Origin of the sequence: Prochlorococcus sp. MIT 1223 (assembly GCF_034092465.1) — a bacterium.
In the GTDB taxonomy this organism is placed as follows: domain Bacteria; phylum Cyanobacteriota; class Cyanobacteriia; order PCC-6307; family Cyanobiaceae; genus AG-402-N21.
The window spans coordinates 386,770-407,625 of the sequence record NZ_CP139303.1 but is presented as its reverse complement, the minus strand read 5'-3'; the positions used below and the strand labels follow the sequence as shown (position 1 = coordinate 407,625).

Genomic DNA, 20,856 nt, shown 5'->3' with positions numbered 1-20,856 from the left:
TTTAGAGAAACTTCAAATCATTTAAAGTTTTTTTACTACTGCCTTCTCAAATAATAAGTATTAAAAAAAGCCCTATGAAAAGGGCTTTTTTGGGATCTCTAGCTTCCTAGAAGTGTGCTGGCAACTGAAGCTACGGCAATAATTACCCCACCCCACTTAATTACTTTCTGTTCTGAATTGTAGGTTGAACCTACGAGAATAGCTGCAAGGTTGATGACAACCAGATTGTCAGTGTTCATAATGAACTCTTTTAATTAACAAAACCATAATCCGTTTTCCTTTCTTAACCAAAATTTAATTAAGATCTTGTCTTAATTGACCTTTTTATATTCACTTGGGAGTTTGTAACCATAAATGTCAATCATCCAATAATTGAGAGACTAAGGTCTGTTTGTAGTCCCTTACCCTTTATGTAACTCTGAAATGCTGGAGAGTCAAAAGCCTTTTGAGCAGCCTCTTTTGAATTAAATTCTATTATCAGGCCCAGTTGCCCCCCATCCCATTCGTTTAAATCTGAGTTTTGGTTAACATCCTTTGCGATAATTGTCCCTCCAACAGATCTTAGCCAGGGAACGACAGTCTTTACATATTCAATGAATACATCAGTATCTGCAATTTTTGCTTGTTTTAGCCAGTACCCCTTATCCATTAAACCTTAAGAAATTCGAAAGATATTCGCACGTCGTCCCCGCCTTTTGGGGTTTCGTGAATAAACGTATTAAAAAATTCATTTCTCAAAATGAATTTTGTGTTTTTAGAGGAAATAATTTATATAGTTAATAAATCACTTTTATTAGAAGCCTAGTCTTGAACGAATGCTTCTAAATCCAATCAGTGAAATTGATCTTCGTTTTTTAGGAAATGTCTGAAAGTGAACCTAAATGGGATTACACGACCCGTGGGGGCAACATATTTATTGGTGGGGCGGTGGTTGCTCTAAATTTAATGGTTGTTTTGGCTGTAATTCTTGATAGAACAGTTCCATCTGTTCATGCTTTCATTACGGGTAAGCCTATCTAGGCTGAGGCCATAATTATTTGTGCATAATTAAAGCCCATCTTCTTTTGTCTATTAAAATCTTTTTCATAAGGTATAGAGATTAATATTAGATTCTAGTTAAATCTTTATTAAGATTAGCCTTTATTCGTTATTTATGACTTCTTTTTATTAGATATTTCTTTATTTTAGTATGTAATATAAATATGAGTTGAATTTTTATTTGTTGTTCTTTAAAAAAAACATTAGATCACTTCAGAAGATTGAAAAATATACAAGCTTACCTAATTCCATTGACTCTCTCTCTACAAGGATTAAAACTCTAGACTATGAGATTGCTGAAACTAGTAAAAATATTTTCCAAGCTCAGCTAGTTAGGGTTAGGACATTATTCTCTGGTTCTAATAATTTTTTTCAAGGATTGCAGCAAAGATTTGTTGAGACGTCAGCGACCAATTCATTGCTCTGGCATCAAGAAAGATTAGTTAATTTATCTGCAGAAAGAAAATTTTTACAGAGTAAACTTGATCGAATGACTGGTCAGACTTGGCCTAAGAGATTTAGAAAATTACTCTCTTTGATAACTATATTCTTCTTAATCAGTTTTATTTGCTTTATATTTATTATAGGTATCGCAGCGGCGATTTATATTTTACCTACACTTGTATTTGTACTTATGTTGTTCTTATTGTTTAGGCGATTTATTAGTAATAAGAATTACTAATAAGTACAAGTTTTTACTTGTCTTTAAGCCAGCTAGCAAGTGATGTCATCTCTATACCTTCTTCATTAGCAATTCTTTTTAGGTTGCTAATGTCTGCTCCATAACCAGCTCTCTCTATCCAGTCTGCCATTACTCCAATATCATTAACAAATAGTTTTAGTAATATTCTAGGAGCCATAAGATATCTTACTTTCTTGCTCCCTTTTCCTCTAACTTTTTGAACAAGTTCTGCCATTTGTCGTCCTGTTAACTCTTCGCCAGCTAGGTTAAATGATTTTCCTATAAATCTTTTTGGATTTGCAAATATTGCTCCACTCCAAATACCAACATCATTCACAGCAATGGTTTGCCATACCTTATCTGGTCTTACAACCCCAGGGAAATTAGTATCAGTGATTTTTAGACCGGGTAGATCACCGTCAAAATTTTCAAAATAACTTGCCGGCCTAACTATTGTTGTAATTTCATTAAGTTTATTCTGCGAAAGATATTCTTCTATATCCCATTTGCTAGTGAAATGACCAGGAGCGGGTTCATTGTTTAGAGGGTCTTTTGCCTTGCAGATAGAACTAAATACAAAGTGTTTTAAATTATTCTTTTTCTTTAAATCAGTTACTACGTCAATGAGTACTTTTCCTTGCTCTATCTCATATTCTCTTACGAGAGGTTTTAAACCTTTTGTTGGAGTTGTATTTCCAAATATTCCATATACTTTATCGAAGCATTTATAAAGACTTGCGCTATCAAGCAGATCTCCCTCAACTATTTCGACATTTGCTAGTTTAGATAATGCTATAGCTCTTTTACTGGAAGCATCTCGCGTAATTGCCCTGACTTGGAATTCATTTCTTAGTGAAAGTTCCTTTACAACCCCCATTCCCTGACGGCCTGTGGCCATGGTTACTGCAATTATTGGTTTTTTGTTTGTAGCATTGAAGTCTTTCATCTATCTATAGATTTCTATTTAGTCTTTGAAAAAAAAAGCCTTTAAGTGTTCATTACTACTTTAGCTATTAAATTAAGTTATCGTGAGTAGGGAATAGAATTTCTTGAATATGTATAAAAAAACTAGTTTGAATTCACAATATTTTTATTTTTATATTAGTTAGCTAGATGCTGAAGTGTAATATCTAAGAGCAAATAACCAGAAATATCTGCTAATTAAAAAGAATATAATAGAAATAGATATACCAAGTAATATTGTTAGCGGTTGTATAGATCCAAGTATTGTATTTGCTGGGACAGTAGTTAAGAAACTAATTGGAATTATTAATGTAAATATTATCCTTAAAGTATTGGGATATGCGCTTACTGGAAAACGACCAGCTGATAATACGGCTCTAAGTACTTCGGTGGCATTCCATGTTTTTACGAACCAAATACTTGTTGCAGCAACAAGAAACCATAGAGAATAAAGTATAACCACACCGGCTAATACCATTATTATACTAGGTAGCAATAATCCAGGGTTAAAACTATTACTAGTTCTTGTTACTGACCAAACTATTATGATAATACCAAGTAACATTTCTGGTATACCAGAAGGGGATATTGTACGATTAGATATCCAAAATTGACTATCTATTGGCTTTACAAGTACAAAATCTAAAGTGCCTTCTCTAACATGATTAACTATCTCAGTAAGATTAGGTCTTAGCCATGTATTAGTTATACCATCTAAGAATGTGTATACTCCTTGAATAACAAGTGCTGACTCCCAAGTCCACTCTCCTAGTTGATTATTATTCATAAAAAACAAAGATAATATAAATATACTTCCTAATAATGTTCCAAACATTGATACAAACTCTATGAAAAAGTTTATCTTATATTCCAATTGCACTGCTATAGAGTTGCTCCAGAATATAAATAATGTTTTAAAATAACGTTTCATTTAAGCCCCCATTGCTGTGTAATGCCTTACACCTAGCCTCCAAAATATTATAACTAGTGGAAGTAATATTATTATCCAGCAAATTTGGGCCAGAAATCCTTCTATGATATTTACATTTATACCTGATAAGATCTTTGCAGGAAAATTAATTAAGTAAGGAAAAGGAGTCCATAAAGCTAATTTTGAGATCTCTATAGGGAAAGAGGCCAAAGGCGCCAGTAGTCCTGATAGAAATAAATACGGGACAAAAAGTAACCTTTCAAAAGCACTGGCTTTTTCACTCCAAAAACAAAAGGAAGCAATGAGACTTTGTAGTAAAAACGCAATAGTAAATGCTAACAATGTTGATAGCCAGGCTAATAAAAAACTACTAAGGGAAGGAACCCAAAAACTCTTTGGGTTAATAATGAAGAAAATCAAGGTAATTAGAGCTGCAAAAGGTAATCTGGTAAATTGTTCCGCTAAATGTGCTGAGGCATATCTCCAAAGAGGATGTAGAGGTTGAAGTAAATATGGAGATAGTCTTCCTAATAGAGCATCTTCTTCAAATGAAAATACTACCCAAACGACAGAGAATTGTCTTACTAAAAAGGCGCTTAGGAAATAGCGTGATAAATCTATAGAACTAAATCCGAAATCAGTGCTTGCTCCAGTTTGATTCCATAAAGTCAACATAATGAAAGGCAGTACTCCTGATAGTGCCCATAGTGCTATCTCTACTCTGTACTCCAGCATGTTTGCGTATTGCGTTGACAATAACGCCTTACTCACTTGTAAATTTAAGCCTCCTAATCTCATGATGTATTAAACTTTGCCACTCCTAAATAAACCACCAATTAACTCGTCAATAGGTGGCTCATTTATTTTAATATCTATTACCTCGAAGTTCTCAAGCAATTTATTTACAACAGATTTTAGATCTTTCCGTTCAACTGATAAATGAATATATCTCCCTGAATGGTATTCAATATTGCCAAGATATTCCAAATTAGCTCGATTTATATTTTCTTTCAATTCAACTATAATTTGTCTATTAGGTGAAAGTTTATTTGCAAGATCTTCTAATTCGCCGTCATAGAACAATTCACCTTTATGAATGCATAAAACTCGTGAACATAATGCTGTTATATCAGCCATGTAATGACTTGTAAGCAATATTGTGGCTCCAGTCTTGCGGTTATACTCGATTAAAAAGTTTCTAACTCTCGATTGAGCATTTATATCTAGACCTAAAGTTGGTTCGTCAAGAAACAATACCGTTGGATGATGAAGGAGGGCCGCAAGTAGTTCTGCTTTCATCCTTTGGCCTAAAGATAACTTTCTAACAGGTCTTGTTAATTCTTCTCCTATTTCAAGCATGTCCGCTAATTCGTTAATTCTGATCTTTGCTTCTTTATCAGATATTCCATAAATTGAAGCATTTACTTGTAGTGAATCCATTGGGGGGAGATCCCAGATTAGTTGCTGCTTTTGCCCCATTACAAGAGTGATTGCTTTTAGAAAATCCGTCTCTCTTTTCTGTGGTAAAAACCCTGACACTCTCAAATAACCAGACGTTGGGTAAATAAGTCCACAAAGCATTTTTAATATAGTGGTCTTCCCAGCTCCATTCGCCCCTAGAAATCCAACTATTTCACCTTCCTTGATCGAGAAATTAATATTCTTTACTGCTAAAACTTCTTCATATGTTCTTTTAAAGAAATGTGAGAAAGTACCTTTAATTCCAGGCCTTTTGCTCGCAACTTTATACACCTTGTTTAGTTGCTCAACTTCTATGAGATCCTTTTTAATCATTATTAGTATTGCAGTGATAAAAAATCATTTCATTAGTTTTTTTTATGTTAAGACTAAGAATTTCTAGTAAATTTTTCATTATATCAATAAATAATGTATTGCTAGTCTTAAGCATATCTTATAGAAGCTTTAAGATAATCTAGTGTTGAATTTGGATTAAATGATGATGGATAACCCACATTATATAGTAGCTATTTCTTTAATTGAGAACTCCGATAAAAGGGCAATGCCTTTTGGGGGTAAATCATTAACATTAAAAGAAGACCAAGAGATTTTCCCTGAAAATAAGGCCAAGATAGTATCATTAGAATTATTATTTAGGGTTTTGGAGAAATGTGAGACACAGAATTTTCGAAGAATATTAACTAATCATAGCCTTTTTGTAATAAAGATTTCCTTCGATTTAATGAGATCAAAACTACCTATATTAAAAAACAAATGGATAGAAACTAATGAAACAGATGTTTTTATAAATGAATTAAAAGATATATCTACAATAGTTAAAAGTATTAACTTCTCTAAGTATGATGGAATCATGTTTAAAGAAGTATAGTTTATAGTCGAAAATTCTCAACTTTATTATCCTAATTTAGCAATATATTTAGTTTACGTTGGAACTTTATTTAGAAAGCTTTTTATGAGCCTTATCAGCTTTTTTTATAATTTTTTGAGCTTCTTTTCTAGAGAGACATTCTTGCGCCTTAGCCTGAAGATTAAGCAGTTTGGCATGTTGTTTTATAGGGTTCATCCTTATAATTTCATTTGCGTATCGGTATTTTAACCTATTCACACCATTTTAGCAACTCCTTTAAAACCGGGTTTGTTTAGTTGAATTTTGGTTTTAATATATAGATCGATTAATTGTTTTAACTTAATGTTTTGAACTTGTAATTGTAATGCGATGATGGTTGAAACGAGTATTTTTAAAGTGGCTACTGATCCTCAAAATGCAAGTGACCCTAGAAGTGCCAACCACCATTGGTTCCCATTCTTAAGATATCAAGAGCAATGTGAGGCTGAGGGGAAAGAAGCGACTGTCAATGGATGGCTTCGTTCTACTGGTAAATTGCAGCACCAATTAGAGTATGAGGAATTAAAGGCTCAAGCCGCTTCATCAAAGCAGGAGGAGAAAACAGCTGACGAATAGCTGAAACAAGAAAGGCTCCAAGGAATATATCTGATGATTTAATTAAATTCTTATAAACTTACATTAATATTCTAAATTTTAGCTTGATATTATTAGAATAAATCTTAGAAAATATTGCTTTAGCTATATCCAAATTTAAGTAATGCTTATATATATAAGTATTTAATCAATTTTTTAACTTGTATATTTAATTTAAAAGAAATTATAGTATAAATACTTTAGAAATCAGCTGTTCTCTGACTTTAGATGAACCTCAACGCATTCAGATATACATTCAATTCCCTTATCTTCTATAGAACAAGCAGTGACGCACTCAAAGTATGAATCAATTGAGTCCATATCATCTTTGTCTAAAATATCATTCTGATGAAGGCTCATCCGTGCTAATACTAACTAAATACACTTCTAGCATATAATTAATCATTCTGATCAAATTAATTAACAAAGATAAAGTACCTAAGCAATAATTACTATCGTTTTCCCGTGTGTCTCACTGTTTATATAGTTTTTGTGTACTAAGTATTTGTATGAAAATCATGTTGGAAATTAATTTACACAATTATCTATCTTTAATGTAATGATTAGTTTTAATTTTTCCCCACCATTCTTCTACTCTAATTTTAGAACAATACCACTCTTTACCAAATAGTTCTCCATCTGAAGTCTTTTTAAGTATTATTTTTTTAGAACCTTTTAATAGTGCTTAATCTATAGGAACTAAACCATCTCCAGAAATATCTGAGGTGCCAATTAAAGATTTGTAAGTAACCATTCAATTCTCTTTACATTAACAATATATAAGGCTTGCTTAGCCTTAATTGATATGACTTTTGCCATTTCTTTATAGGCTTCTTTTATAATTAATAAACCTCCAATAATGATAATTGTTTGTTCGTCTATTTGTTTCATTTCAATCTTATTAATTTTCTATATTTATAACCTACTTATAAATATAGAAACATAGAAATATTAATTAGAGTACTCTATAAGTATTTATATACTTGCCTATTGTGACTTTTAAGATAAAAATAGAAATATACTAAAGTCCATCTTATAACAATTGATACAGAATAAGATGCTTTATCTTGTTAATGGTGAAAAACTAGGAGAGAAGTTCTGGAAAATAGGCTTTACTCATTTAGAGGACCCTTTAAAATTAGATAAAAAACATTTTTTGGAATGTTATCGAAAAGAAAAAGTAACTAGTATTTGTGCAAAGGAGATATCAAATACGATTTCTTTGAATATTACTAATCTCATAAAAGATTGTGAATTGGATGGTTTTATTTTAAATAAACCTTCAAGAGGGTTTTCTTATGACATACCTTTGGATGTGCTTCAAGAAATTTTTGATTTTTGGTTTAATCTTTATAAAGATAAATTTTTATGGAGTAAATGTCTTGGATTATTGAAATGTCGCGGGGAACTTAATTTCCAAAAAACATCTTTCTCTAAAGGGCTTATTGGATCTAGCGCTGAATTGGAACGTCAGATAGACCAACTCCATAAGTTTCGACCCATTTTATCCAATGACTCAATTTTTAAGATAGATCCAATGTGGTAGGGAACGATTCCTAATTTATCTACCTGTAGCGCTGTATTATGCACTTGATGACACCATCAGTAGCGTTTCTAGGACTAATTACTCATGGCATTAGCTTTTTAATCTTCTATTTTTTGATTGCCGGGTGATGGGGATCAAACGGCATTGGTAAAAAATGACCTTGTTTCAAGAGGTCCTTTCTTTAACTCTATAGGAGAAATTACTATGTCTTTTGCAAATTTAGCTAAGGCAGAGGTATTTTATGGAAGACTTGCCATGGTCCTAATAGTATTTATTTCTTTTATTGGTATTTTCTAAGGCTTAAAGTATTATTTATCCACGACACATTTGTTTTTTGTTGCTTGAACCATCTTCATAGCAAATAACCCCAGCTTCATTTTGAGTTGTTCCATTTTCATTGTTTATATTTTCGTATAGATGAGAATGACTATACGAATAAAGATTGAAAAATAAAAAAATATTCAGTCCTATTATATTTATTAGCTTTCTAACTAAAATTTTTAAAAATGAATTCATTTTAATGACTATCTCTTTAATGCAACCCTCCAAAATAAAAGGTAGCCAATTAAAGTTAAGATTCCCCATACTGGAGCTGGTAAACCTAATGGAGCTGACCACTCACTGTGAAGCATTGAAGTAAGCATAAATATTTTATAGGTTATTTATAAATACCATAATTTTATTCAATAATGGTAATTTGTAAATTACTGCCAACTCCTTTCTTTAAAACCAGTATTGATTACTCACCTGGTTTAGATATTTTCTGGATAATCCCTACGATATAGGTGTAAACGGCCCCTAGCAGCCAAGAACCAAAAATTAGCGATGCAATAGCTATTGCTATTGTTAAGGCAGATATGCCTGCGTCGTTTGGTCCATAGTGAAGAGCCGGGTCAAAAGCATCCATTTTTAATTTTGGTTAGTAGCTTGTTATTGAATGAGATCATTCTTGCAATTCAATTCTAGGCAACTAAAATTTTAAATTATTGATTTTTTCAAGATGTCTTTACGAAGGTCTGTTTCGAAAAAGATTAATTGGTTTGTGATGTTAAAAAATAAATTTAAGAATAAAGCTAAAAATAATATTAGTAATATAAGAAATATTTTTTACTATAAGAATAGTCAATTGTTTTTCGATTCATATAATGAGGGCCAAATTAAGTGTAGTTGGTTTTTCTCTAAAGGCGATCAAAAGACTATTAAAGATAAAAGTATATATTGCTTGGGAATTCGAATAGCAGATATTACTAAATTTGATACAACGAATCAAAGAACCTGTATTATGAAGGAGATAGAAGTTAATAAAAACCTTAATAGCACATGCTTTTATTCACCTATTAATGATGGAAAAATACTTTTAGAAGTTGGCTATAGATCGTTTGATGGTAAATGGAACACTTTGTCTACCACTCTTTGCGATTTGGGAATAAGAAATCAAGTAGATATTTTATATGACGATTCATGGTTCTATATATCAGACTCTTCTAGACAAGTTCCTGATAGCTTGCATGAGAGGATATTTCAATTATCCAATTCTAGGAATATTGGAGGGTCAGAGCGCATTAGCAATAGGAATAAAAGATAATAGACATAAATTACACAATTTAAATACTTATAATTCAGACGATATCCTTTGTACTATATATAAGCCATTTAATAAAAGTTACTGGGTTAATTAAGCGTTTAATATTTTTGTCGTTGTTGTATGAAATAGAAATTGAAGTATTGATAGTATCTTGATTGTTTCTAAAAGCCTTTTGATAACTTAATTTATCCTTATTTATCTCTTTATTTTTACCAAGCATTAAATTGTCTTCTGTTATTTCTATTTCTTCTTTAAAGAACCAACAAGTTTGCCCATTTTCAAGTTGAACTATTACTCCTATTCCTGTTGCGTCTGTCATTTTGTAATCAATAACCTTTCCAATGGGATTTTTTTTTAATTGATCAACTATCCCTGCGGGTAAATGTTCAATAACCTTCACTAGGTCAATTTTAACCATTGAGCCTAAAGAGAACACAACATCATTTGCCCCGACCCTATCCAATTAGTCTAAGTAAATCTACCTAACAATAGCATGTGAATCTTGTCTTTTTTCTGATAAGGCTCTGTAGGCAATAATTTGTCTTAAAGCATTTCTTTGATTTTTTGATTTCTGCTTAATGTTTAAATCTTTTCTAGAAACCTTTTTTTCTTTCTTTTAAAATGTCCTCATCAGTTGTTTGTGATGCTTGTTTTATATTTTCGGTTATGTAACTGATTCCGATTAACAATGTCCTAACAATTAAGATGAAAAATGCTATCAGACCGAATGCTATGGCTATTGATAGTAGCGTTGAGCCTAGGTCTAAATTCTTTAATATATCCATTTCTGGATGTCATTTAATAAGATTATTTTATCAAAAGGAAGGATAATCTTATTCATATTTTCAAAACTACAGGTAATTTTGGAGCCTAACTTGGTTGTTACCATTCCTTAGGAAAGCCAGAAACCTCCTTCTCTTAGTAATTCGAAGTATCTCTCCTGATTTTTTGATATTGAAATACCTTTTTCAGCTTTTGAGTCTCTACTAGATATAGATTTTTGTTTAGCAAGCGAAAATAAGAATTTTGCAATTGAATTGTCTGAAGAATTCTTTAAGAAAGCCATATTCTAAAGATATCTAATTTCTTGTTAGCAATAAATGCGAAATTAAGCTTTCTAGAAATATTTTATTGGCAAATGAAAATATGAATAATGTTTTTCCTGAATTACGAAGAGACATGTTTTCTCCATACAAAAATTGGTAGATCTATTATCAGTCATAGGATTTACGTGCCTTATGTATTGACAATTACATTTTTTCTGAGCTTTACTTTGGTTTAAAGACATTTTTAAAGACATATTCTGATTACAACATATCTGTAGATAAATAAATGGTTTAGATGCATAAATAATATATATATCAAATCAAAGTGAATGCAGTCTAATAAGTCGCTTGATGCTCAAGACTCTTTAAGGGCTTATACAGTTCACTACAGGACCTGTGAAAACAGAAGGATAGAAAATTGTTTTTATGCTTCAGATGCTTATGAAGCTAGAATGTTAGCAATGGAGTTCAATAAATATATACATGATCATCCAAACAGCATTGACTTAATTAGATTAGAAAATTGATGCTTCAAATCATTCAGCATGTAATATAAAAGACGTAATAAATAAAGTTAATTAATTAAGGAGTTTGGCTTTAGGTTTATATGAGCTTAGAATTTATCTTTTTTCAAATATTACTATTTAGTGTGGCAATATTAGCCAATTTGCTATCAGCTTTAGCAGGGGGAGGAGCAGGACTTGTCCAATTGCCAATACTTATATTCTTGGGATTGCCTTTCAATATAGCCCTTGCAACACATAAGGTTGCGAGTGTATCACTTGGTTTTGGAGCTACAGTTAGGCATCTACAATCAAGAAAACTAGATTTTAAATTATCATTATTTATTCTTTTGTCTGGATTGCCTGGAGTTTATTTAGGTTCTCAAACAGCTCTTTATCTTTCCAATAAATTTTCTTCAATTTTATTAGGTTTACTTACACTATTTCTTGGATTTTATTCTTTACGTCGACCTAATCTTGGACTGCAGGATAGAGAAGTAAAACTTGATAAAATTAATTTTTATTTTGGAGGTCTAGTCCTCTTTTTTATTGGTTTTCTAAACGGATCATTAAGTTCTGGTACAGGACTTTTCGTGACGATGTGGCTTGTTCATTGGTTTCGCCTCACTTACACAAATGCCGTTGCATATACACTTATTCTTGTGGGCTTGTTTTGGAATGGAACGGGTGCTTTTGTACTTGGCTTTGGTGGTCAAATTATGTGGGAATGGATCCCTATGCTTTTTGTTGGCTCATTGATTGGAGGTTATTTAGGGGCAGACTTGTCCCTTCTTAAAGGCAATACTTTCGTAAAAAAAATCTTTGAAAACATTTCTGTTTTGATGGGAATAAGCCTTATTGCAAGAGGCTTTCTCAATTAGCTCAAAACAGTAGTTTTTGTATTGACGTAAACTTTTTTTAGATGTGTTTAAAATTAAGAGGTTTCTGGTCCAAAATCAGGATATAAAATAAAAACCATTTCTTGTTATGGCGTTCACTTTCCTTACAGCTTTATTTTTCCCAGATTACGGAGCAAATGGCGTACCTTGGGACTTGTATTTACTCCATTTCTTTTTCTTTGCAATTGTTATACCATTTCACGTGATAATATTTGCAGCGCGTAATTCTCAAACTGTCAAACCCAATGGATTCAAGGATTGGTTGAAAAGCGAAACTACAGCTGTTAAAAATCAAGAAACTCCTTTTCCAGATAACTTCCCAACAGCTTAATCTTATTAATTTAATTTTCTAAATCTTTTCCTTTTATTTTAGTGAATAATTCATATTTTACCTGCATTTAATAAGTTTATAGGCAGATTTCTGTCACATGATATTACCCTTGCCCAACTAGGAAGTTGTTGGCTAACTGGAGATTCAAGAAATTTTATTATGGCCGGCCGTAAAAGTTTTCCAAACCTTTGGACTGATAACTTCTCATCATGAAGGTTATACGGAAGTTTGTTGATTGCAGAATCGAGGCTGAATTGCATAACTCTGTCTTCACCAATTCTTCTGTATAAAACTTCCAGGGTAGATAGTTGTGAGTTATTGAGTGTTTCAGCTTGGTGTTCCATTATTCCTCTAAGAACACTTGAAAGAATTTCTGTACACATCTTCTGTAATCCTTCAGATGGATTTTCTCCTATTTCTTTATGCTTATGATCAAAAACACCTAAATCCACTTGGGCTATTCTAGATATTCTGACATTTCTATACACTTCAGATAAAAGTCCTATCTCTAGACCCCAATCACAGGGAATTCTTAAATTCATTGCCAAATCTCTATTGAAAGCGAATTCTCCAGCTAATGGATATCTAAAAGCTTGTAGATAGTCTAAAAATGGACCATGCCCTATAAGTTCTTCCATACTTGATAAGAGTGGACCTACAAAAAGTCTTGTTGCTCTTCCCTTAAGTGCATTCGTTTCTAGTGAAAGGCGACTATAGAAAGCTTTTACATATGAAATTCCATGTGATTGATTTAATAGTGGTTGGAGCATTCTTATTGGGTATGAAGGGCTAAATGTTCTTATATCAGCGTCAAAAAGAGCAATGACTTCAGATGTGATAGAAGCTATTCCAATACCTTGCCACACTGCCCAACCTTTTCCAGGTGTAACTAGTAGATCTAGACCACTTCCCTCCTGACTTTTTAGGAGTTCTTTTACTTTAGGACTGTTGGTCCAGTGAACATGAACAGTGAAAGGCATTTCATTAAAAAATGCTTTTGCTTGAGTTACTTCATTTTCCGATTTTGCTGATAGTGCTATTACTAACTCGTTTAAACCATCAAGCTTAGATAAAACATTTTTGATGTTTTTTAATGCGGGTCTTCCAAACTCTTCAAATAGACAAGGTATTAATATGGCAGTTGGTCTTTTTTTTAGCTCAAGGCTTAGCTCTTCAAGGGAATCCTTTGATATCCCATACTCATGAATTGTTGTAATTAAACCCTGTTGAAAGTCCATTGGGTATTTAGTGCAACAGAATTAGGAACGAACCTTGGACGAACCTGAGTTAACCGGAAGTAGAGACATCATGTTAAACGAAGACAAGCAGTATCAAATCCTAAGGTGCTGCCTTAAGCAAATTTACAATGAACAGTCTGAAGAAAAGATTGAGAAGCTGACGTGTCAAATGTTGCAGATTCTCCAAGAGAATAGTGATATTAGAGATGTTGAGAGTGCTTCTAGCCCAGAATTATGGGACTCTTCTTCAGTTGTTTTAATTACATATCCTGATACAGTTTTTAGAAAGGGTGAAGATAGTTTAAAGACACTTTCAGATTTTATTGATAAGAAATTAGGAAACATAGCAAAGATAATTCATGTTTTACCTTTTTTACCTTCTACAAGTGATGGAGGATTTGCTGTATCTAATCATGACCAGATAGCACCTAGTTTTGGTAATTGGAGTGATCTTAAAAAACTTTCAAAAGATCATAATATAATGGCAGACTTAGTTCTCAACCATGTCTCTTCTTCTCATAAATGGGTTCAGCAATTTATACAATCAATCAATCCAGGAACTTCATATATATTGTCTCCTAGAGACTTAAATGGTTGGGATAAAGTTATTAGACCTAGGAACACTTCTTTATTTATAAAGTTAGCGACTAAAGAAGGCTTGAAAAATACTTGGACTACCTTTGGGCCAGACCAAATTGATCTGGATTGGCAAAATCCAGATATTTTGATTGAATTTTTAAAACTTATAGTCCTTTACTTAAAGAATGGGGTTAGTTGGATTCGATTAGACGCAATAGCTTTTATTTGGAAAGAAAAGAATACATCATGTCTGCATCGTGATCAGGTTCATCAAATAGTAAAACTACTTAGATTTTATTTGGAGAACCTTGTTAACAAAGGAGTAATTATTACAGAAACCAATGTTCCAGAGGCAGAAAACCTTTCATACCTAAAATCCGGAGACGAAGCTCATATGGCATACAATTTTCCATTACCTCCTTTATTACTTGAGGCTCTGGTAAGTAATAAAGCAGATTTATTAAATAAATGGCTTTGTTCTTGGCCTTCTCTTCCTTTTAAAACAACATTTTTAAACTTTACGGCATCTCATGATGGCATTGGATTGAGACCTCTTGAAGGCCTTATGACACAAAATAGACTTCATGAACTTTTAGTAAATTGTGAGAAAAGGGGTGGATTAATAAGCCATAGAAAAATGGAAAATGGTGAAGATAGTCCTTATGAATTAAATATCAGTTGGTGGAGTGCAATGTCTGATAGCGGAATAGATCCATCTTATCTACAAGTTCAAAGGTTCTTATTAAGCCAGCTTTTTACAATTGCATTGCAAGGAGTTCCCGCTTTTTACTTGCCTGCCGTTTTAGCTTCTGAAAATGATATAAAAAGCTTTGGCCGTTCTGGTGAAAGAAGGGATCTTAATAGAGAGAGATTCGATGTTGAAAAACTTTATTTGAAATTAAAAGATATTCAATCTTTCCCTAATCAGATTATTAGAGAATTAAATTCAGCCATGGAAAAAAGAACAAAAGAAATTTCATTTCATCCTGATTCTCCAATGCATTGTTTAACGAAAGATAGAAGTGATGTGGTTATTATCACTAGAGGAGAAAATAAGGATAAGATCTGGGCTATTCATAATATGACAAACTCTAGATTGACTATTTCTTTACTTGATAGTATTTTTTCTTATTCAGAAGATTCGTCATCTAAATGGTCTGATCTTTTAAAAGATAAATTAATTATTAATAATATTCTAGAGGTGCCACCTTATAATGTTATGTGGTTAAAGAGAATTAATTAATGCTAGATCTCACCAGCGAAGTATGGATCGTTACAGATGTTGATGGAACATTAATGGATCACCATTATGATCTTTCCCCTGCATTACCTACGCTTTCATTGTTAAAGAAGAACTCTATTCCAGTTATATTATGTACAAGCAAAACCTCTGCAGAGGTTAGATTAATAAGAAAAGAAATAGATAATATAGATCCTTTCATCATTGAAAATGGAGGTGCAATCTATGGAAATCATAAAAATACGAATGAAGAATGGGAGATTGTATTAGGTAGTAGTTATAAACAGCTTAGGAAAATATTTGACAGCTTATCAGCTGAGATAGGCTATTCGCTTATAGCCTTAAATGATCTATCTAATGGAGAGATTAATAAGCTTACAGGTTTAAATAATAGCCAAATTGACCTTGCTTTGCAAAGACATTGGAGTGTTCCTTTTTTAAATCCTCCAGAGAAGTATCACCAAAAACTTAATACGCTATTAGACAAATATAAGATAAATATATTTCAAGGGAACAGAATGAGTCACCTTCTTGGAAGAGGAAGTCATAAAGGAAAGGCCGTTACTCATCTGAAGAAATTTCTTAAGGCTAAAAATGTTAAAGTTATAGGACTGGGTGATTCACCTAATGATTTACCTTTGCTGCAAATTGCAGATATATCTGTAATAGTTCCTGGTAGTTCTGGACCAAATAAAGCTTTAGTTTCTGGAATGAATAATAAAGACTATATAGTTGCACCTTATGAAGGTGCAAAAGGTTGGTCTTATGTACTAGAAGATTTGATAAAATTTATTTAAATTAAATGAAATTTAATAATAAAACTAATCTTTTAATTAATCCGTGGCAGGATAATAGTAAATCCGAGTTCTTATTTCCAATTAAGCCTTATGAGGAAATGTTGGCTAAACTAGAATTAGATAAAAATTTACTTGTAAATTACTTCCATCAAAATCAAAATACTATACAAAAGAATATATTAAAAAGTCCTCTTATTACAAAAGATTGGTTATGGTCACTTTACTTACCTCTATTATTGTCAATTAAGTTAAAACTTAGAAGATCAGAAAAACCTTTAGTTATAGGTATTTCAGGTTTACCAGGTAGTGGTAAATCTTCTTTTGGAAGTAATTTCGAGCAATTTGCGCTAAGTCATGGAATAGATGTAAAGAGTATTTCATTGGATGATTTCTATATGCAATCGACGCAATTGGAAACTGCGATGAGAGGCAATCCTTGGGGTGTTCCAAGGGGCCTTCCTGGTAGTCATTCAATAGAAGAGATCAGAGAATCTTTGGATAATTTTGTAGATAATGGTTTTTTAAAAGCACCACAGTTCGATAAATCATTACGTGGCGGTCTTGGTGACCGTACTGGATGGATAAGGATGCATCCAAAAGTTTTGATTCTTGAAGGATGGTTTCTTGGCTGTTATCCAATTGATAGTTCTGATTTAAATAAAGAAGAATACAGAGCATTATTCCTACCTCCTTTAAGTGATTTGGAGTGTAAATACCGTATTAATGTGCAAAACTCATTGGAAGGATATTCATCTTTATGGAGTTTTCTTGATAAAATAGTACATATAAAGGCTTATGATTTCTTTTATACTTCTATTTGGAAAAAGCAGCAAGAAGATCAATTATTTAAGTTAAAAGGAAATTCACTTAGAGGTGAAAGATTGAATTCTTTCATAAGAATGATACAAGCGAGTATTCCCTTGCAAAGTTTGCAATCATTAAAGTCTGATTTCACTATAGTCTTAAACCAATTTAGACAAGTAATACATACTGACAATAACTAAGCCTAAATAATTGACCAATCCTCAAAAGATAGAATTATTTTTATAAGTATCTAAATAAATTAATAAAAAAGAAAGATATCCTTAAAGCCAGAGCATATAAGAATCTATCAATATATATTGATTGTGTAAGTTATACGTCTCTATGAACCTGTCTTCGTTCTTACTAGTAATGTCAATACCTTTTGCGTTTACTACTATCTATTTCGGTACTAAAAATGGTTTCTATAACAGTGATGATTATAAAGGTGACGGATGTGCACATGATGTTAAAAGATAAGGATTATTTTCCAGTGTAAATACAAGTCCACATATTATCGAACTGCCATACAGGTTTATAAATCTCTTTACTTATCTTTTCCCCAGCATCTTGGCATTGCTTTAATGTTTCTGTTGGAATTGCAAATAATGAAGGACTTGTTATGCCGCTAACATGCGGCTTAGATCCTGGTCCCTGTCTATAACTACCAATTACTAGCCTGTATTGTGCATTTGCAATCTGAGCTGTGCTCAATAGAAAAGCAAGTGAAAATAAAAATGATGGTATAAATTTAAATGAGATTTTTTGTTGAATCTGATTCATTACTTTAGTGCTACTGTAAGTCACAATGAAATAGATTTTACTTTATTTACTTGAATTAGATAACTTTAATTTAGTATATTTCTATATATGAATCTTTTTATAGCCTCACCAGTTTTCATCAATGAACTTTTAATTCAAGTTTTACTTGGTATTATTCAGGGATTAACTGAATTTATCCCAATTAGTAGTACTGCTCATCTGACAATTCTTCCTAGGCTTTTAGGTATTGAGGATCCGGGAATTACGAATATTGCTTCAATACAGCTTGGAAGCTTGATAGCTGTTCTTATTTACTTCTGGAATGATCTTTGTCGCCTAAGTAAGTCCTTTGTTAGTCTTTTCCTTAAGGGATATTCAAAAAAATTATACTCTAAATTAGCATTGACAATAATAATAGCTAATATTCCAATCGTAATTGTAGGTATAATAATTAAATTAAAATGGTCTGGTTATGAACAGTCAGTATTAAGAACTCCAACTTCAATAGCTATAATTTCAATCTTTATGGGTCTGTTTCTGGCTTTTTCTGAAAAGATAGGAAGTCATAATAAAAATATAGATAATATTACTTTTATGGATTCTTTTATCATTGGAATTTCCCAGATCTTTGCATTTTTACCTGGGGCCTCTAGATCTGGTATGACTATATCTAGTGCTTTGATTCGTAATGTTAACAGACACTCAGCTGCTCGATTCTCCTTCTTGATTGGTATACCAGCAATTGCTTTATCTTCTTTAGTAGAAATACAATCAGCAATTGCAAGACCATCAGAATTTAACATTATTACTTTATTTGTGGGTATTATAACTGCTGGAATAACATCATGGATATCTATCGATTTCCTTATTAGTTACCTAAAAAGAAAATCATTGATTAGTTTTGTATATTACAGAGTCGCATTTGGTATTATAATTCTTTTGTTTCTTAGGTAAATTTTTAATGTTACTCTTTATGTATACTATTGCAAATTGTACATACTCTTATTAAGAGCATATAAATTAGACTTGAAAAAGTATAATATTATTTTTCATTTATGTATTTAACTCTTTCGAGCATTTCGTTTGGTGAGATGGAGCTTTCATTACTCACAGTTATTATTTTATCACTTCTAACTTGTTTTACTTTTGTAGCAGTCATAATTAGCTCTCTTAAATTATTTCAATCAGCAATAGTGAATAGAGAGGAAAAGTGAATAATAAGTTGAACTTACTCTATTTAATCGGAGCGGCGGGATTTGAACCCACGACCCCCACTACCCCAAAGTGGTGCGCTACCAAGCTGCGCTACGCCCCGTATATTTAAGCTAACATAATTTATTCCATCTTACATTTTTTCATTAGTGTTTTAACTGATTTCTTGTGCTTTAATTTTCTTATAATTCTTTTCTCTAATACTATTCTCGAATCTGCGGAATACCCAAATAGATTTAGTTCTGAGCCAATTAACCTTAACCGCTTAATGTCTAAACCTGATATGAATATTTGAGGGTTATTGTGATATAAACTTTCATCTATAGAAAAGTCACTTTTGAACTCATTATTCTTTAGAACTAAACCAAATTCGGCAATCCATTCTGGCATTAAAACAAATATAATCGCCATAAAACCATAAAGATTTATTAGAAACTTAGGAGTATCAGTTTTAAAGGTTTCCTGTTTGTCTGTATTTGAATTCATAAAGTATAATAATTTTGATATTTAATAATTATGGCTCTATTTGTTTTATATTTTATCTACTTGATTATAGAGCATGTTACTGCTATCTCTCCATTGCATTTGCTGATTCACTGAGTCTTGTCGAGGTATACTGGAAAATATAGTTATAAAGATTAGTAAAATAGTTGCAAGTATTATTAAGATTACGGTGTTGTCATTCATAGGATCATTCATAACTAAATACCCTTCACTTTAATAGGATTTACATCACTTCGTAGAACACAATGCTTGATTGACCAATCATAATGACTCCATATCTCTGACTCTAATTTATAATTAGAGCCGGGAAAGCTTCCTAATTTTATGTTTGTCGGCATTGCAGAGCAGTAAGGCCTGCTTCCTGGCTTGGCTAAGTATTGTTGATGATAACTCTCTCCAATATAGTACTTTTGATTTTCTATTATCTCAGTAGTAATCTTTCTATAATTCTTTTTATTTAGTTCTTCCTGGTAAGACTCTTTGCTCTTAATTGCAATTTCATAATTATGTGCATTATATGTATAAATTGCAGAACGATATTGTGATCCACTATCATTGCCTTGCCTATTCCCTTGAGTGGGGTCGTGGCATTCCCAAAATAATTTTAAAAGATCACTAATATCTATTAAATCCTTATTCCAAGTTACTCTTACTACTTCTGCATGTCCTGTATATCCACTACAAACTTCATTATAGGAAGGATTCTCTGTTGAACCTCCTGAATAACCTACTGATGTAGTAATTACTCCTGGTAATCTCCAAAAGCCTTTTTCTGCTCCCCAGAAACAACCGCAGCCAAACAGTATTTCATCTTGATCTAATCCTAGTGGAGCTTGTAAGTTAGTTCCAAGTACTTGATGCTTCAATGTAGTAGTTGAATTTGTTCTTTTTGTTATGGGGTTTATTCCCAGCCATGAAAGTATCATGTTGGTTTCTATTTAAGAAGGATTGACTTCTTCTAAAGATTCTAATTCAATATTGTTTATTAGTGTGGTTACAAATGCAAATAATAAAAACGGTAAACTAAGAACTAAAATTAATCCAACTCCAACAAGAGCAAAAACAGGTCTTGATGAACCCATTAATCCTAGGCCAGCAGCTAGACTCACAAATATAACGCCCATCCAAGCAAGTATTTGTATGTAAATGTCACCAAAAGACAAATTACATCTTAACGAATAGCCATTTTTTTTTGTCATAAATAGCAAACTAGAATTAACCACTTCGAACTTTTTAATAA

The 20,856-nt window shown here is 32.1% G+C and carries 29 protein-coding genes and 1 tRNA gene; 13 read left to right on the top strand and 17 right to left on the bottom strand.

All coding sequences use genetic code 11. The annotated features are described in order from the left end of the window. Window positions 1–98: 98 nt before the first annotated feature. Entirely contained in the window at window positions 99–239 is a 141-nt protein-coding gene (locus SOI85_RS02115; protein WP_320664583.1) for a hypothetical protein, read from the bottom strand. Between the two features lie 122 nt (window positions 240–361). Continuing rightward, on the bottom strand, window positions 362–649 hold the full coding sequence (locus SOI85_RS02110) for a DUF1330 domain-containing protein (protein ID WP_320664582.1): 288 nt from the start codon (window positions 647–649) through the stop codon (window positions 362–364). Window positions 650–861: 212 nt separating this feature from the next. Between SOI85_RS02110 and SOI85_RS02105 the strand changes: the two genes are divergently transcribed. After that, complete coding sequence (locus tag SOI85_RS02105) at window positions 862–1,020, top strand: hypothetical protein (RefSeq protein WP_320664581.1); 159 nt, start codon at window positions 862–864, stop codon at window positions 1,018–1,020. 199 nt (window positions 1,021–1,219) lie between these two features. After that, entirely contained in the window at window positions 1,220–1,720 is a 501-nt protein-coding gene (locus SOI85_RS02100) for a Sema domain-containing protein (RefSeq protein WP_320664580.1), read from the top strand. A 13-nt stretch (window positions 1,721–1,733) separates the two neighbouring features. On the opposite strand, the gene SOI85_RS02095 is transcribed toward SOI85_RS02100, so the two are convergent. The 4 genes from SOI85_RS02095 to SOI85_RS02080 all read right to left on the bottom strand — a co-directional run bounded on the left by SOI85_RS02095 (window position 1,734) and on the right by SOI85_RS02080 (window position 5,408). Then, a complete protein-coding gene (locus tag SOI85_RS02095; protein WP_320664579.1) occupies window positions 1,734–2,666 on the bottom strand; it encodes an NmrA/HSCARG family protein in 933 nt (310 codons plus the stop codon). Between the two features lie 159 nt (window positions 2,667–2,825). After that, window positions 2,826–3,614, bottom strand: coding sequence for an ABC transporter permease (locus SOI85_RS02090; RefSeq protein ID WP_320664578.1), 789 nt, complete (start codon window positions 3,612–3,614; stop codon window positions 2,826–2,828). Then, window positions 3,615–4,412, bottom strand: a complete 798-nt coding sequence (locus SOI85_RS02085) for an ABC transporter permease (protein ID WP_320664577.1) — start codon at window positions 4,410–4,412, stop codon at window positions 3,615–3,617. It lies immediately after the preceding gene. Window positions 4,413–4,418: 6 nt separating this feature from the next. Then, window positions 4,419–5,408, bottom strand: coding sequence for an ATP-binding cassette domain-containing protein (locus SOI85_RS02080; RefSeq protein ID WP_320664576.1), 990 nt, complete (start codon window positions 5,406–5,408; stop codon window positions 4,419–4,421). Between the two features lie 163 nt (window positions 5,409–5,571). Here SOI85_RS02080 and SOI85_RS02075 point away from each other — a divergent pair, with 163 nt between their 5' ends. Both SOI85_RS02075 and SOI85_RS02070 read left to right on the top strand, forming a co-directional pair. Next, window positions 5,572–5,961, top strand: coding sequence for a hypothetical protein (locus tag SOI85_RS02075; protein WP_320664575.1), 390 nt, complete (start codon window positions 5,572–5,574; stop codon window positions 5,959–5,961). 348 nt (window positions 5,962–6,309) lie between these two features. Next, window positions 6,310–6,555, top strand: a complete 246-nt coding sequence (locus SOI85_RS02070; RefSeq protein ID WP_320664574.1) for a hypothetical protein — start codon at window positions 6,310–6,312, stop codon at window positions 6,553–6,555. 225 nt (window positions 6,556–6,780) lie between these two features. On the opposite strand, the gene SOI85_RS02065 is transcribed toward SOI85_RS02070, so the two are convergent. Together SOI85_RS02065 and SOI85_RS02060 are read right to left on the bottom strand one after the other, a co-directional pair. Further along, the gene (locus tag SOI85_RS02065; RefSeq protein ID WP_320664573.1) at window positions 6,781–6,933 is read right to left on the bottom strand and encodes a hypothetical protein; all 153 of its coding nucleotides are present in this window, start codon (window positions 6,931–6,933) and stop codon (window positions 6,781–6,783) included. A gap of 372 nt (window positions 6,934–7,305) precedes the next feature. Beyond that, window positions 7,306–7,464, bottom strand: a complete 159-nt coding sequence (locus SOI85_RS02060) for a hypothetical protein (protein ID WP_320664572.1) — start codon at window positions 7,462–7,464, stop codon at window positions 7,306–7,308. Window positions 7,465–7,630: 166 nt separating this feature from the next. On the opposite strand from SOI85_RS02060, the gene SOI85_RS02055 reads away from it, so the two are divergent. Continuing rightward, window positions 7,631–8,119 (top strand): josephin, encoded by a 489-nt coding sequence (locus SOI85_RS02055; protein WP_320664571.1) that lies wholly within the window; start codon window positions 7,631–7,633, stop codon window positions 8,117–8,119. Between the two features lie 739 nt (window positions 8,120–8,858). Here SOI85_RS02055 and SOI85_RS02050 read toward each other — a convergent pair. Then, the gene (locus SOI85_RS02050) at window positions 8,859–9,026 is read right to left on the bottom strand and encodes a hypothetical protein (protein WP_320664570.1); all 168 of its coding nucleotides are present in this window, start codon (window positions 9,024–9,026) and stop codon (window positions 8,859–8,861) included. A gap of 219 nt (window positions 9,027–9,245) precedes the next feature. On the opposite strand from SOI85_RS02050, the gene SOI85_RS02045 reads away from it, so the two are divergent. Beyond that, entirely contained in the window at window positions 9,246–9,704 is a 459-nt protein-coding gene (locus SOI85_RS02045) for a hypothetical protein (protein WP_320664569.1), read from the top strand. Between the two features lie 34 nt (window positions 9,705–9,738). On the opposite strand, the gene SOI85_RS02040 is transcribed toward SOI85_RS02045, so the two are convergent. Next, window positions 9,739–10,122, bottom strand: a complete 384-nt coding sequence (locus SOI85_RS02040) for a DUF2862 domain-containing protein (protein WP_320664568.1) — start codon at window positions 10,120–10,122, stop codon at window positions 9,739–9,741. A 474-nt stretch (window positions 10,123–10,596) separates the two neighbouring features. Beyond that, a complete protein-coding gene (locus tag SOI85_RS02035; protein WP_320664567.1) occupies window positions 10,597–10,770 on the bottom strand; it encodes a hypothetical protein in 174 nt (57 codons plus the stop codon). A gap of 309 nt (window positions 10,771–11,079) precedes the next feature. Here SOI85_RS02035 and SOI85_RS02030 point away from each other — a divergent pair, with 309 nt between their 5' ends. The 3 genes from SOI85_RS02030 to SOI85_RS02020 all read left to right on the top strand — a co-directional run bounded on the left by SOI85_RS02030 (window position 11,080) and on the right by SOI85_RS02020 (window position 12,483). Next, on the top strand, window positions 11,080–11,277 hold the full coding sequence (locus SOI85_RS02030) for a hypothetical protein (RefSeq protein WP_320664566.1): 198 nt from the start codon (window positions 11,080–11,082) through the stop codon (window positions 11,275–11,277). Window positions 11,278–11,399: 122 nt separating this feature from the next. Then, window positions 11,400–12,134, top strand: a complete 735-nt coding sequence (locus SOI85_RS02025; protein ID WP_320664565.1) for a sulfite exporter TauE/SafE family protein — start codon at window positions 11,400–11,402, stop codon at window positions 12,132–12,134. A gap of 106 nt (window positions 12,135–12,240) precedes the next feature. Beyond that, window positions 12,241–12,483 carry a hypothetical protein gene (locus SOI85_RS02020; RefSeq protein WP_320664564.1) on the top strand — a complete coding sequence of 81 codons (243 nt, stop codon included), beginning with the start codon at window positions 12,241–12,243 and terminating at the stop codon, window positions 12,481–12,483. Window positions 12,484–12,533: 50 nt separating this feature from the next. Here SOI85_RS02020 and SOI85_RS02015 read toward each other — a convergent pair whose 3' ends face one another. Beyond that, complete coding sequence (locus SOI85_RS02015) at window positions 12,534–13,721, bottom strand: glycosyl transferase (protein WP_320664563.1); 1,188 nt, start codon at window positions 13,719–13,721, stop codon at window positions 12,534–12,536. 169 nt (window positions 13,722–13,890) lie between these two features. Between SOI85_RS02015 and SOI85_RS02010 the strand changes: the two genes are divergently transcribed. From SOI85_RS02010 to SOI85_RS02000, 3 genes are all read left to right on the top strand, one after another. Continuing rightward, the gene (locus SOI85_RS02010; protein WP_320664562.1) at window positions 13,891–15,543 is read left to right on the top strand and encodes an alpha-amylase family glycosyl hydrolase; all 1,653 of its coding nucleotides are present in this window, start codon (window positions 13,891–13,893) and stop codon (window positions 15,541–15,543) included. Next, window positions 15,543–16,337, top strand: a complete 795-nt coding sequence (yedP, locus tag SOI85_RS02005) for a mannosyl-3-phosphoglycerate phosphatase-related protein YedP (RefSeq protein ID WP_320664561.1) — start codon at window positions 15,543–15,545, stop codon at window positions 16,335–16,337. The genes SOI85_RS02010 and yedP overlap by 1 nt, the downstream gene beginning before the upstream one ends. A 98-nt stretch (window positions 16,338–16,435) precedes the next feature. Continuing rightward, window positions 16,436–17,341: a uridine kinase gene (locus SOI85_RS02000; protein ID WP_320664560.1), complete on the top strand. Its 906-nt coding sequence runs from the start codon at window positions 16,436–16,438 to the stop codon at window positions 17,339–17,341. 280 nt (window positions 17,342–17,621) lie between these two features. Here the strand turns inward: SOI85_RS02000 and SOI85_RS01995 are convergent, their stop codons facing one another. Beyond that, window positions 17,622–17,921 carry a hypothetical protein gene (locus SOI85_RS01995; RefSeq protein ID WP_320664559.1) on the bottom strand — a complete coding sequence of 100 codons (300 nt, stop codon included), beginning with the start codon at window positions 17,919–17,921 and terminating at the stop codon, window positions 17,622–17,624. Window positions 17,922–18,008: 87 nt separating this feature from the next. Between SOI85_RS01995 and SOI85_RS01990 the strand changes: the two genes are divergently transcribed. Then, entirely contained in the window at window positions 18,009–18,854 is an 846-nt protein-coding gene (locus SOI85_RS01990; protein WP_320664558.1) for an undecaprenyl-diphosphate phosphatase, read from the top strand. A 287-nt stretch (window positions 18,855–19,141) separates the two neighbouring features. On the opposite strand, the gene SOI85_RS01985 is transcribed toward SOI85_RS01990, so the two are convergent. From SOI85_RS01985 to SOI85_RS01970, 4 genes are all read right to left on the bottom strand, one after another. Next, window positions 19,142–19,215, bottom strand: a tRNA-Pro gene (locus tag SOI85_RS01985). Between the two features lie 20 nt (window positions 19,216–19,235). Then, window positions 19,236–19,598 carry a hypothetical protein gene (locus SOI85_RS01980; RefSeq protein ID WP_320664557.1) on the bottom strand — a complete coding sequence of 121 codons (363 nt, stop codon included), beginning with the start codon at window positions 19,596–19,598 and terminating at the stop codon, window positions 19,236–19,238. Between the two features lie 215 nt (window positions 19,599–19,813). Then, window positions 19,814–20,542 carry a peptide-methionine (S)-S-oxide reductase MsrA gene (msrA, locus tag SOI85_RS01975; protein WP_320664556.1) on the bottom strand — a complete coding sequence of 243 codons (729 nt, stop codon included), beginning with the start codon at window positions 20,540–20,542 and terminating at the stop codon, window positions 19,814–19,816. A 12-nt stretch (window positions 20,543–20,554) separates the two neighbouring features. After that, window positions 20,555–20,815, bottom strand: a complete 261-nt coding sequence (locus tag SOI85_RS01970; protein WP_320664555.1) for a hypothetical protein — start codon at window positions 20,813–20,815, stop codon at window positions 20,555–20,557. Window positions 20,816–20,856: the final 41 nt, after the last annotated feature.

Bases quoted from the DNA above. Each gene is read 5' to 3' on its own strand.
- SOI85_RS02115 (WP_320664583.1), bottom strand. From the start codon at position 239: ATGAACACTGACAATCTGGTTGTCATCAACCTTGCAGCTATTCTCGTA.
- SOI85_RS02110 (WP_320664582.1), bottom strand. From the start codon at position 649: ATGGATAAGGGGTACTGGCTAAAACAAGCAAAAATTGCAGATACTGAT.
- SOI85_RS02105 (WP_320664581.1), top strand. From the start codon at position 862: ATGTCTGAAAGTGAACCTAAATGGGATTACACGACCCGTGGGGGCAAC.
- SOI85_RS02095 (WP_320664579.1), bottom strand. From the start codon at position 2,666: ATGAAAGACTTCAATGCTACAAACAAAAAACCAATAATTGCAGTAACC.
- SOI85_RS02090 (WP_320664578.1), bottom strand. From the start codon at position 3,614: ATGAAACGTTATTTTAAAACATTATTTATATTCTGGAGCAACTCTATA.
- SOI85_RS02085 (WP_320664577.1), bottom strand. From the start codon at position 4,412: ATGAGATTAGGAGGCTTAAATTTACAAGTGAGTAAGGCGTTATTGTCA.
- SOI85_RS02080 (WP_320664576.1), bottom strand. From the start codon at position 5,408: ATGATTAAAAAGGATCTCATAGAAGTTGAGCAACTAAACAAGGTGTAT.
- SOI85_RS02075 (WP_320664575.1), top strand. From the start codon at position 5,572: ATGATGGATAACCCACATTATATAGTAGCTATTTCTTTAATTGAGAAC.
- SOI85_RS02070 (WP_320664574.1), top strand. From the start codon at position 6,310: ATGATGGTTGAAACGAGTATTTTTAAAGTGGCTACTGATCCTCAAAAT.
- SOI85_RS02065 (WP_320664573.1), bottom strand. From the start codon at position 6,933: ATGAGCCTTCATCAGAATGATATTTTAGACAAAGATGATATGGACTCA.
- SOI85_RS02060 (WP_320664572.1), bottom strand. From the start codon at position 7,464: ATGAAACAAATAGACGAACAAACAATTATCATTATTGGAGGTTTATTA.
- SOI85_RS02055 (WP_320664571.1), top strand. From the start codon at position 7,631: ATGCTTTATCTTGTTAATGGTGAAAAACTAGGAGAGAAGTTCTGGAAA.
- SOI85_RS02050 (WP_320664570.1), bottom strand. From the start codon at position 9,026: ATGGATGCTTTTGACCCGGCTCTTCACTATGGACCAAACGACGCAGGC.
- SOI85_RS02040 (WP_320664568.1), bottom strand. From the start codon at position 10,122: ATGGTTAAAATTGACCTAGTGAAGGTTATTGAACATTTACCCGCAGGG.
- SOI85_RS02035 (WP_320664567.1), bottom strand. From the start codon at position 10,770: ATGGCTTTCTTAAAGAATTCTTCAGACAATTCAATTGCAAAATTCTTA.
- SOI85_RS02030 (WP_320664566.1), top strand. From the start codon at position 11,080: ATGCAGTCTAATAAGTCGCTTGATGCTCAAGACTCTTTAAGGGCTTAT.
- SOI85_RS02020 (WP_320664564.1), top strand. From the start codon at position 12,241: ATGGCGTTCACTTTCCTTACAGCTTTATTTTTCCCAGATTACGGAGCA.
- SOI85_RS02015 (WP_320664563.1), bottom strand. From the start codon at position 13,721: ATGGACTTTCAACAGGGTTTAATTACAACAATTCATGAGTATGGGATA.
- SOI85_RS02010 (WP_320664562.1), top strand. From the start codon at position 13,891: ATGTTGCAGATTCTCCAAGAGAATAGTGATATTAGAGATGTTGAGAGT.
- yedP (WP_320664561.1), top strand. From the start codon at position 15,543: ATGCTAGATCTCACCAGCGAAGTATGGATCGTTACAGATGTTGATGGA.
- SOI85_RS02000 (WP_320664560.1), top strand. From the start codon at position 16,436: ATGTTGGCTAAACTAGAATTAGATAAAAATTTACTTGTAAATTACTTC.
- SOI85_RS01995 (WP_320664559.1), bottom strand. From the start codon at position 17,921: ATGAATCAGATTCAACAAAAAATCTCATTTAAATTTATACCATCATTT.
- SOI85_RS01990 (WP_320664558.1), top strand. From the start codon at position 18,009: ATGAATCTTTTTATAGCCTCACCAGTTTTCATCAATGAACTTTTAATT.
- SOI85_RS01980 (WP_320664557.1), bottom strand. From the start codon at position 19,598: ATGAATTCAAATACAGACAAACAGGAAACCTTTAAAACTGATACTCCT.
- msrA (WP_320664556.1), bottom strand. From the start codon at position 20,542: ATGATACTTTCATGGCTGGGAATAAACCCCATAACAAAAAGAACAAAT.
- SOI85_RS01970 (WP_320664555.1), bottom strand. From the start codon at position 20,815: ATGACAAAAAAAAATGGCTATTCGTTAAGATGTAATTTGTCTTTTGGT.